Source organism: Mesorhizobium sp. M0701, from assembly GCF_040320365.1.
GTDB lineage: Bacteria > Pseudomonadota > Alphaproteobacteria > Rhizobiales > Rhizobiaceae > Mesorhizobium.
In genome coordinates this window covers 21,344-31,324 of the sequence record NZ_JAMYPO010000058.1, presented here as the reverse complement: position 1 = coordinate 31,324, position 9,981 = coordinate 21,344, and the positions used below count along the sequence as shown (strand labels likewise).

Sequence of the window (9,981 nt, the reverse complement as noted above, 5' to 3'; positions counted from 1 at the left end):
TTCTGATAACCATGGCTGGAGCGGTCTCGACGCCGATCACATCCCCTTCGAACTCGACACGTCACAGGGAGAAAACGGTACCCTTTACTCCTGCGCGACTAGTACACGTGCCGAAGGAAAGTGCACATTCTCGCTCGAGTGACTTATTTCAAAGGATGTGATCGCGTTTTGGCACATTCACGGCCGACATGCGGCAGCCGGTGACTCACCACATGGTGAGCAACCAGGAAACCCTCCGGCCTACACTTTCTCCCGGAGCGCACGTGCTGCATCGACCATGTTCATGAGGGCAGGGCGGACCTCCTCCCATTTGCGTGTTTTGAGGCCACAGTCCGGGTTTACCCACAGTTGGGAATCCGACAGTCGCTCGCGGGCAAGCATGACGAGATCCGAAATCTCCCCGACTTCCGGGACACGTGGTGAGTGAATGTCGTAGACTCCGGGCCCGATTTCGTTCGGATATTTGGAGCTCGTGAAGGCGTCCAGCAGTTCCATTTTCGAGCGCGACGTCTCAATCGAAATTACATCCGCATCCATTTCGGCGATCGCGTCGATGATCTCGTTGAACTCCGAATAGCACATGTGGGTATGGATTTGAGTCGCGTCCTTTACAGCCGTTGAAGCGATCCGGAAGCATTCGACAGCCCAGTCGAGATAGTCTTTCCAGTCAGACTGGCGCAGTGGCAATCCTTCGCGAAACGCGGCCTCATCGATCTGGATCATCCTTGCGCCGGACCATTCGAGATCCGTCACTTCGTCGCGGATGGCAAGCGCGATCTGGCGGCATGCCTCGGAGCGGGGTACGTCGTCGCGAACAAAAGACCAGTTGAGAATGGTCACTGGGCCTGTGAGCATTCCCTTCACAGGGTATTCCGTAAGCGACTGGGCGAATTGCCACCAGCGCAGCGTCATCGGATTGGGCCTCGATACGTCGCCGAAGATGATGGGGGGGCGCACGTAACGCGACCCATAGCTCTGCACCCAGGCATGCTGGGTGAAGGCGAAGCCGGACAGCTGCTCGCCGAAATGCTGTACCATGTCGTTTCGTTCGAACTCACCGTGCACCAGCACGTCCAGCCCGATCTCTTCCTGCCAGCGAATTGCAGCCTCGATCTCCTTCTTCAGGAAGGTCTCGTAGTCGACATAGCTCAGCTGGCCCTTCGCATGAGCGGCCCGCGCCCTGCGTACCTGCGGCGTCTGCGGGAAGGACCCGATGGTCGTCGTCGGGAACGGCGGCAGCCCGAGCGTGCCGGCCTGGACTCTGGAGCGCTCGGCAAAAGCGCTCTCTCGTCGCTTCATGCTGTCGTCAATGCTGGCGATCCGTCCCTCAACAAGCGGGTCATGGATCTTCGTGGATGTCACGCGAGTGGCGGCAGCCTCGGCAGACGCTTTCAACGCGCCTGCCACCGCATCCCTGCCTTGAGTCAGGGCCCGGGCCAGCAACACCAACTCGTCGGTCTTCTGGGCCGCGAAGGCGAGCCACGACCTGATGTCCGCGTCGAGTTCGGTCTCCATGCGCAGGTCGATCGGCACGTGCAGCATCGAGCAAGAAGGCGCGATCTCGACGCGGTCCAAGGGCCAGCCGGCGACGATCGGTTTGATGCGGTCGAGAATGGCGGGCAGGTTCGCACGCCAGACGTTGCGGCCATCGATCAAGCCAAGCGAGAGCACCAGATCCTTCGGTGCGAGCCGACCCACGGTTTCCAGTTGCTCGGGAGCGCGCACGAGATCAATATGCAGCCCGGCCAGGGGCAGAGAAACCGCGGTTTCGAGATTGTCTCCCAGCGGCCCGAAATACGTAGCCAGCATGATTTTCAACTCGGGCGCGGCTTTCGACAGCTGGCTATAGGCGAATTCGAACGCAGCTCGTTCGTTCGGGTTCAGATCGAGGACAAGCGCTGGCTCATCGATCTGCACCCAGTCGGCTCCCGACAGCTTCAGCCTCTGCACGAGTTGCTCGTAGACGGGCAGCAGCCGCGGCAGGAGCGCGATGGGATCGAATCCTTCGGCAGGCGATTTCGCCAGCTTGAGGAAGGTGATCGGTCCAAGGATGACTGGGCGTGTGTGAATGCCGAGAGCTTTAGCCTCGAGGAAGTAGTCGACCGGTTTCGTCGACGAGAGGGCGAACGTCTGATCATCGTCGAGTTCCGGCACAATGTAGTGATAATTGGTGTCAAACCACTTGGTCATTTCCATCGCGGTTACATCAGGCCCATGAGCCGCGTGCTGGTGACCAGCGTGTCCACAATCCTCCGTCTGACCCTGGTTGCCGCGCGCCATTGCGAAGTAGATGTCAAGTGGGACCTCGCCGCTATTCCAGCCGTAACGGGATGGAACGGCGCCGACCATGGCTGCGGTGTCGAGCACATGGTCGTAGAGCGAGAAGTCGTTCGACGGGATTTTCGACACGCCGCGATCGTGCTGCTCCTCCCAGCTAGCGGCACGGAGCGCCTTCGCCGTCGTGAGAAGGTCGGCGGCGGAAGATTTTCCGGACCAGTAACTTTCAAGCGCGAATTTCAGTTCTCGCCGACGACCGAAGCGCGGCACGCCGAGCGTTGCTACAGGAATTTGCTGAGAGACAGTCATGCCATACCCCGATGGTTGGGGCGTCGGTGACAAGGAAGGCGCTAGCGGGCCGGCACGAACGCCAGGCTGCAGCGGCCACCGAGACACCCCGCCCGTGGACGTAATTCGCCGTGGCAGGTCTCCTGGCTCGCGGGGTCATAGCCTCTACCCGTCTTCCCAAGGCTATTCGCCTCAGTGACATGAGTGGGGTTGGCTCGCCGCTAACAGTTGCGGGGGCAGCGCCGGCATCGCACCGGCTTCCCTCTTAGCTCCGCTGCGGCAGCGCCGTACGGAGAACCACGACTCGGGAGACAATTACAACAGTTCGCTTCTTTGTCAACGCCGCATAAAGAAATGTTTATGTCGTTATGTTAAATTTCCGTTGGCATGTTCCCATAGGTCGCCTCGAAAGCGAAAACTGTGGGAGCCTTGAGCGGCCGGTAAATCAAAGCAATGACGCACATCGCTCTTCGCCAGGAGGATAGGAGTTCGTCGGCTGCCGGCGGCAAACATACCGGCAAGCGCCGTGGTGCTGCTTCCCGCATCATGCGAACGCCACCTCGGCATCGAACTTCGGCTCCGAGGTTCCGACCGCTTCTTTGGTGATCTGCTCGCGACCACATTCGACTCCATGGCGAGGCTGTTGCCCATGTGGAAGGTGTTGGCCGTGATGCCCTCGGTGGCACGACACAACGATTTCGAGGGGAGCACCGGAGGCCCGGTATAGCGGCGTGTTGCGAAGGGTCGAGGCCAACGTTCTGCTCGTTCGCAGCCACCGGCTCAAGGTAACCCGGCTCAAACCACCGGGCCAGCTCAAGTCCTGTCCAAATGAGGCCTGAGCGGCAAATCGTCGTGCACGCGCACGGTTTGGCGTTCGATCTTGTGATGCGTCTTGGGCGGGCAATCGCCACGGTGCAGCGCTTCCAGGCGCGCAACGATTTCGCCGTCATCCTGGGTCTGCCTGTTGTTGTGGCGAACATACTCGACCCAGGTTGGCACATGATAGCACTCGGTCCATAGTTCTGGCTTTTCCAGGTCACGCAGCAACGCCCATTGTCTGGCGCCATCTCGCAGCCGGGCTTTTCGCCACGATGTCATCACACTGAGAAATTCTGGGACATCTCTCTGATCGATACGATAATCGACCATCACCATGATCGGACCGCTTCGTGGCCGCAGGTCAAGTTGCAGCGTCGGTTCGCTGAACTTGTTGGTCGGATCCAGATTGAGCGTTTCGAAATCCGGCTGACGCAGAACGATCCCCATCAGTCCACCAATCACAAGAACCACGCTGGCGACGAGGAAGGCTCCCGAAACACCTTGGACATCCGCCAGTTCGCCCCAAAGCCAGCTTCCCGCCGCCATGCCGCCGTATGTGGCCGTCTGATAGAGAGACAGGGCGCGTCCAACCACCCACCGCGGCGCCGAAAGCTGCACTGTGACGTTAAACAGCGAGAATGATTGAATCCAGGCCGCACCGGCTGGCATGAGGAGCAGACAGCTCAGCCAAACGTGCTCGCTCCATGCCAGAAAGAAGCAGCTGATCGCCAATATAAAGAACGCACCGCGAATGACCCATTCGTTGGAGAGAACTTCTCGGACCCGCCCGATGAGGAGCGCGCCGCAAATCGCTCCCAAGCCGAAGAAGCCAAGCATCACGCCGTAGGTGACCGCGGTCCCTTTGACCTGTTCGCGAGCAACCAACGGCAGGAGAGCCAAAATGACAACGGCGGTGAGGCCGAAAATGAAACTCCGGCACATCACCTTGAGAAGGTTCGGCGACAAGAGCACGTAACGGAAGCCCGCCGCCATCGCACTGCCGAAAGCCTCCCGCGGCAGCGCTTGTCGTGCCCGTACGGCTTTCCACCGCAACAGCGCAGCGATCAGAGCGAAGTAGCAAAAGACGTTAAAGAGGAACGCGAAGGCCGCACCGGCTGTGGCCACGATTATGCCGCCAATCGCCGGCCCGATGCTGCGCATGAGATTGTAGCTCATGCCGTTGAGCGCAACCGCGCTAGGCAGGTGTTCGCGAGGCAGGATATCCCCCATCGAGGCTTGCCAAGAGGGATCGTGCAATGCCCAACCACAGCCGATCAGGAAGGTGAGACCCAGAAGGATCCAGGGTGTCATTTCCCCCGCATAGGTCAGGAACGCCAGGAAGGCGGATACGCAGACCATCAGCAGTTGCGCAGTCAACATGATCCGGCGACGGTCAAAGTTGTCCGCGAGCGCTCCCGCCGCGAGGGAGAAGATCATGTAGGGGAGGGTGGTCGATGACTGGACGAGCGCCACCATTCCATGGGAGGTGGCGATGCTGGTCATCAGCCAAGCCGCCGCCACACCTTCCACCAGGGTGCCAAGGTTCGAAACGAGTGCAGCCGACCATAGCGAACGGAAGGTCTTGTGCTGAAAAGGAACGAGTGAAGATGTTCTCTTCGCCATTGTGGGAAGCTTCGGGATCGAGCGCGGGGCTGGATTTGGTTCGCCTCACTCAACCATGGCCTCGCCGTACAAGCCAAGCTGCCACAGTGGCGCGCCTGCTAACCCAGAAAACTTGGCGGCCTTACAGGCATGCGCAGGACGCGCGAAGCCGCTCAAATCTCCCCAGATGGGTCAGCCATCGAAGACCGGCATCACTTGCCCGTTGAGCGGCTATACGATAATGCTCCGCGCTAAGCAGGAAGCGCCAAAAATTCGAGCGGCGACTTCATTCTCCTATTCAGGAAGGAACTATGAGGCGGCAGACGCGACCATTCACCGTGGAAGTCAAACAAAAGCGCAATTATCAAAAATCCGCACGTTCCATCTGGGGCAATTTCGACATCGCCGCGGCGATGGCCGAGACAACAAAGGAAGTCGAGCCGTTAAATCGTCAGCTTGTTGACTCTACTGTAGTGGCCCTTGATGCTGAACCTTTGCAAAAACCGCGAGTGGAGCATTTCATGGCCAATCCCCTGGAAACCGAGTCAGCAGTAGTTCCTAGCGCACCGGCAGACAAAGCGGAAACGCCAAAACCGAAGACGAGAGCGCGGCGGTCGAGGAAGCCAGAAGCTGAGGCGAGCGCGCCTGCCCGCAAGGAGGGCGCCAAGCCGATATCCGCGACCACTGAAGCACCGCCGTCAGCGCGAACAGGCCGAAAGAGCTACTCCGCGAAGGATCGTGCCCAGAAGCTGGCGCAGATCGAGACCTCGATCGGCGGCGGCGCTACTCTCAAGAGCGCGGTGAAGCAAGCCGGCATCTCGGAACAGACATATTATCTTTGGAAGAAGGCCTCGGCGCCGGCGGCGGACAGTGACGGGCTGAAGGATCTCGTCGCGCTCGAGGAAGAAAACAAGCGGCTAAAGAGCCTGCTTGCCGATCGTCTCCGCAAGGAGAATGCGGAACTGAAGAAAAGGCTCGGGCTGGATTAAGGAGGGTGGGCAGCTGGTTCTTGGCTCGCCACCTACAGTAATCCCGCCTGCTCCGCCTCTCGGCGCAGATTCTGCCGTGGCCTTGGGCCGATCTGCTGGATGACCAGTCCGGCCGCCAGCGAGCCGAGATCGCCGCAATCCTTGAGGCTGCGGCCTTGCGTGTAGCCGTAGAGGAAGCCGGCGGCGTAGAGGTCGCCGGCGCCGGTGGTGTCGACCAGCTCGCGGATCCTGGTCGCATTGATGGTCACGGTCTCGTCGCCGCGCACGATCACCGAGCCCTTTTCCGAGCGGGTGACGGCGGCGATCTTGCAATCCTTGCGGATCTGCGCCAGCGCCTCGTCGAAGGACGCGGTCTGGTAGAGCGACTTGATCTCGTGGCTGTTGGCAAAGACGATGTCGACGGTGCCGGAGCGCATGAGATCGAGGAACTCGTCGCGGTAGCGGTCGACGCAGAACGAGTCCGACAATGTCATCGACACTTCGCGCCCGGCGGCATGGGCGAGCTTCGCCGTCTGCCTGATCGCTTCCTTGGCGCGCGGCGGGTCCCATAGATAGCCCTCGAAATAGGTGACCGCGGCGCCCGACGCCTTGTCGGCCTCGACGTCCTCCGGGCCGAGCTCGACGCAGGCGCCGAGATAGGTGTTCATCGAGCGCTCGCCGTCCGGCGTGACGAAGATCATCGAGCGCGCCGTCGGTGGCTCGCCGCTGAGCGGCCTGGTGTCGAAGGCGACGCCCTGGGCATGGATGTCATGCGCGTAGATTTCGCCGAGCGCGTCGTTCGAGACCTTGCCGAAGAAGGCGGCGCGGCCGCCGAAGCTGGCAACGCCCGCCGCCGTGTTGCCGGCGCTGCCGCCCGAGGCTTCAATGGCCGGGCCCATGCGGCTGTAGAGCAGTTCGGCGCGCCTGGTGTCGATCAAATTCATCGCGCCCTTGATGATGCCGTTGGTCTCCAGGAACGCCTCGTCGCACTGGGCGATGATGTCGACGATGGCATTTCCGATGCAAAGCACGTCATAATCCGGCATCAATGTCTCCGCCAAAACTCTGCCGGCTTCTTGCCACCCCGGCCGGGCGCGGGTCTGGCCAGTGGGAATGGGCTTTCTCGCTTGCCAATCCGTTCGGCGCCAGCCCTCACGGGGCGGCAAGTCCTGCCTCGCGACGCAATTCGTCGGCCCTGTCTGTCTTCTCCCAGGTGAAGTCAGGCTCTTCACGGCCGAAATGGCCATAGGTCGCGGTCTTGCGGTATATAGGGCGTAAGAGATCAAGCATCTTGATAATGCCCTTCGGTCTGAGATCGAACAACTCAAGAATGAGGCGCTCGATCCTTCTTTCCTCAACCCTCGCTGTCCCGAACGTGTTGACCATGACAGAAACCGGACTGGCCACGCCGATTGCGTAAGCAAGCTGCACCTCGCAGACGTCCGCAAGTCCGCTAGCGACGATATTCTTTGCGACATACCGGGCCGCATAGGCAGCTGAGCGGTCAACCTTGGACGGGTCCTTGCCCGAAAAGGCGCCGCCGCCGTGACGACCCATCCCACCATAGGAATCGACGATGATCTTGCGTCCAGTGAGACCGCAGTCGCCGCGCGGCCCGCCGACTACGAACCTCCCCGTCGGGTTGACCAGAATTCTTATGCCTTCCGTCTCCAGGTGGGTCGGCAGGACAGGCTTTATGATTTCCTCAATGACGCCCTCGCGGACCGTCTCTTGCGAGACCTGCTCGTCATGTTGGGTCGATACGACGATGGTATCAAGGGCGACCGGGCGCAACCCGTCATAGCGCACTGAGACTTGGGATTTCATGTCAGGACGCAACCAGCCAAGCTGTCGTGCTTTCCGGACATCTGCCTGTCGTTTCGTCAAGCGATGAGCGAGCTGGATCGGCAAAGGCATTAGAGTATCGGTTTCGCGGCATGCGTAGCCGAACATGAGGCCCTGATCTCCCGCTCCCTGCTGGAGGTCCTGCCCTCGTCCCTCGTCAACGCCCTGGCTAATGTCGGGCGATTGCTCGGTGAGTGCATGAACGACGGAGCAACGCCGGCCGTCAAAGCCGACGGCCTCATCGTCGTATCCAATATCGAGAATTGTATCGCGCGCAACTTGGCTATAATCCACCCGCGCATCGCTGGTAATCTCGCCAGCCAGAACGACTATCCCTGATTTTACCAACGCTTCACAGGCGACGCGCGCCTTGGGATCGGTGCGGAGGATGGCATCGAGGATGGCATCCGAGATGTTGTCGGCCAACTTATCCGGGTGTCCCGCGCCAACCGATTCGGAAGAGAACACGAACTGCCTAGCCATGAAATGCCTCACTTCGGGTGTTGGAGTTGTATGGGGCATTTTGCTTAGCCCACCTTACCTGTCGGGGATGCCCGGGACCTCGAACGCAGCGCACGAGTCGGCAACGTCTCTTCGCAGGGAGGCATGGAGATCTTCGTCGTCTGGCTCGCCAGAGGACGGAGTCAATGAAGCGAGCAATTTGCACGGTTTCCACATCGCGCATGCCCATTGACGTCACTGCTGGCGCCCCCAGGCGAATTCCGCTTGTGACCGCCGGATCCCGCGGGTCGCCAGGCACCATGTTAAAGTTTGTGATGATGCCTGCCTTTGCTAGCCGCTCGGCATAGGCCTTGCCCGATAGTGGTCGATCGCGCAGATCAAGGATCAGCATGTGATTGTCCGTCCCCCCGGTAACCAGGTCATAACCTCGCTCGATCAGTGCCTGTGCAAGAGCCTTGGCATTCTTGACGGTCTGTTGGCCGTGGCTTCGGAAGGACGGGTTCGCGGCTTCGTGCAAGGCAACTGCTAGCGCAGCGATAACATTCATATGGGGGCCGCCTTGCAGTTGAGGGAAGACAGCGCGATCTATTCGTCTGGCGAGATTGTATTTGCCCTTCGAATGATACAGCGCTTGATAGCGATCTTCATTCCTTGACAAAATGAAGCCACCGCGGGGACCGCGGATCGATTTGTGGGAGGTGCTGCTGACCACGTCGCAATGGCGCACGGGATTCGGGTGCGCTCCCGCGGCAATCAGGCCGCTGATGTGCGCAATGTCGGCTACGAGATAGGAGCTCGCTTCCAGGGCGATTTCTGCCATTGCCGCGTAGTCAAAGACACGCGGGTAAGCAGTTCCGCCGACCCAAATGAGCCGCGGCCGTTCCCGCTTGGCTGTCTCGCGCAAGCGGTCATAGTCAATCTGCTGTGTCTTTTCATCTAGTCCATAGGGGACGCGTTGATAGTCAGTTCCGGAAAAGTTGATGGCCCAACCATGAGTCAGATGGCCCCCTTCCGGAAGGGGCAAGCCCATGACTTTGTCACCGGGGCTCAAAAGCGCACGATAGACAGCCTGGTTGGCCGGCGAGCCGGAATAAGGCTGGACGTTGGCATGCTCGCTGCCAAATAGTGTTTTCAAGCGCTCAATGGCTAGATTCTCAAGCTCATCAACGACCTCATTTCCAGCGTAGTATCGCGCACCGGGGTACCCCTCGGCGTACTTGTTCGTGAAAATCGAGCCGTTCGCTTCCAGCACGGCCGAGGACGCAAAGTTCTCTGAGGCGATGAGCTTAAGGGTCGTCCGCTCCTGCCGCTCCTGTCTTAGAAGCAGTTCGTGAACGCGGCAATCAACCGCCGCCAAGGAAGACTGCCCGTAGGTGTCGGGCTGTGCGATCGCGCCGTCGGCGGAGTTGTCCATGATAGCTTCGCGCTCCAATTGGATGACCTATTTCACGGTCAAGCATGCGGTCCCCTTCGGCCGCGTGTCTCGTACCGCTTCGAGCCGTTGAAGGTCTCGTTTGTGATAGCCATCGCCGTGGGGCAGGAGATCAACCAACAATTGAACCAGCCCGCCGTCCTTACCTCCTGTTTTGAGATTGTACGAGCACCACGGACGTTGTTCGTTGCAGTAAAGAAAGTCGGCTCTGGCCAGCAGCCGAACGTGTCGCACAACGTGCTCACGACGCAGACCCAGAATCTCCGCTAGCTGGCAGACAGTTAGGTC

The 9,981-nt window shown here is 60.0% G+C and carries 5 protein-coding genes, 1 pseudogene and 1 riboswitch; of the genes and pseudogenes, 1 reads left to right on the top strand and 5 read right to left on the bottom strand.

Features of this window, described 5'->3' with window-relative positions:
- Positions 1-240: 240 nt before the first annotated feature.
- Together metE and NKI24_RS32350 are read right to left on the bottom strand one after the other, a co-directional pair.
- Complete coding sequence (gene metE / locus NKI24_RS32355; RefSeq protein ID WP_352750381.1) at positions 241-2,586, bottom strand: 5-methyltetrahydropteroyltriglutamate--homocysteine S-methyltransferase; 2,346 nt, start codon at positions 2,584-2,586, stop codon at positions 241-243.
- Between the two features lie 95 nt (positions 2,587-2,681).
- A riboswitch (cobalamin riboswitch) is annotated at positions 2,682-2,882 on the bottom strand.
- Positions 2,883-3,378: 496 nt separating this feature from the next.
- Positions 3,379-5,007, bottom strand: a complete 1,629-nt coding sequence (locus NKI24_RS32350; protein ID WP_352750380.1) for an MFS transporter — start codon at positions 5,005-5,007, stop codon at positions 3,379-3,381.
- A gap of 290 nt (positions 5,008-5,297) precedes the next feature.
- On the opposite strand from NKI24_RS32350, the gene NKI24_RS32345 reads away from it, so the two are divergent.
- A complete protein-coding gene (locus NKI24_RS32345) occupies positions 5,298-5,975 on the top strand; it encodes a transposase (protein ID WP_352750379.1) in 678 nt (225 codons plus the stop codon).
- Positions 5,976-6,007: 32 nt separating this feature from the next.
- Here NKI24_RS32345 and NKI24_RS32340 read toward each other — a convergent pair whose 3' ends face one another.
- The 3 genes and pseudogenes from NKI24_RS32340 to glyA form a co-directional block, all read right to left on the bottom strand.
- Positions 6,008-7,000, bottom strand: a complete 993-nt coding sequence (locus NKI24_RS32340; protein ID WP_352750378.1) for an adenosine kinase — start codon at positions 6,998-7,000, stop codon at positions 6,008-6,010.
- A gap of 106 nt (positions 7,001-7,106) precedes the next feature.
- On the bottom strand, positions 7,107-8,282 hold the full coding sequence (gene metK / locus NKI24_RS32335) for a methionine adenosyltransferase (protein WP_352750377.1): 1,176 nt from the start codon (positions 8,280-8,282) through the stop codon (positions 7,107-7,109).
- 54 nt (positions 8,283-8,336) lie between these two features.
- A pseudogene (glyA, locus tag NKI24_RS32330) lies at positions 8,337-9,675 on the bottom strand (serine hydroxymethyltransferase).
- Positions 9,676-9,981: the final 306 nt, after the last annotated feature.

What these genes read in the sequence shown, in the direction of transcription:
- metE (WP_352750381.1), bottom strand. Translation starts at nt 2,586, where the DNA reads ATGACTGTCTCTCAGCAAATTCCTGTAGCAACGCTCGGCGTGCCGCGC.
- NKI24_RS32350 (WP_352750380.1), bottom strand. Translation starts at nt 5,007, where the DNA reads ATGGCGAAGAGAACATCTTCACTCGTTCCTTTTCAGCACAAGACCTTC.
- NKI24_RS32345 (WP_352750379.1), top strand. Translation starts at nt 5,298, where the DNA reads ATGAGGCGGCAGACGCGACCATTCACCGTGGAAGTCAAACAAAAGCGC.
- NKI24_RS32340 (WP_352750378.1), bottom strand. Translation starts at nt 7,000, where the DNA reads ATGCCGGATTATGACGTGCTTTGCATCGGAAATGCCATCGTCGACATC.
- metK (WP_352750377.1), bottom strand. Translation starts at nt 8,282, where the DNA reads ATGGCTAGGCAGTTCGTGTTCTCTTCCGAATCGGTTGGCGCGGGACAC.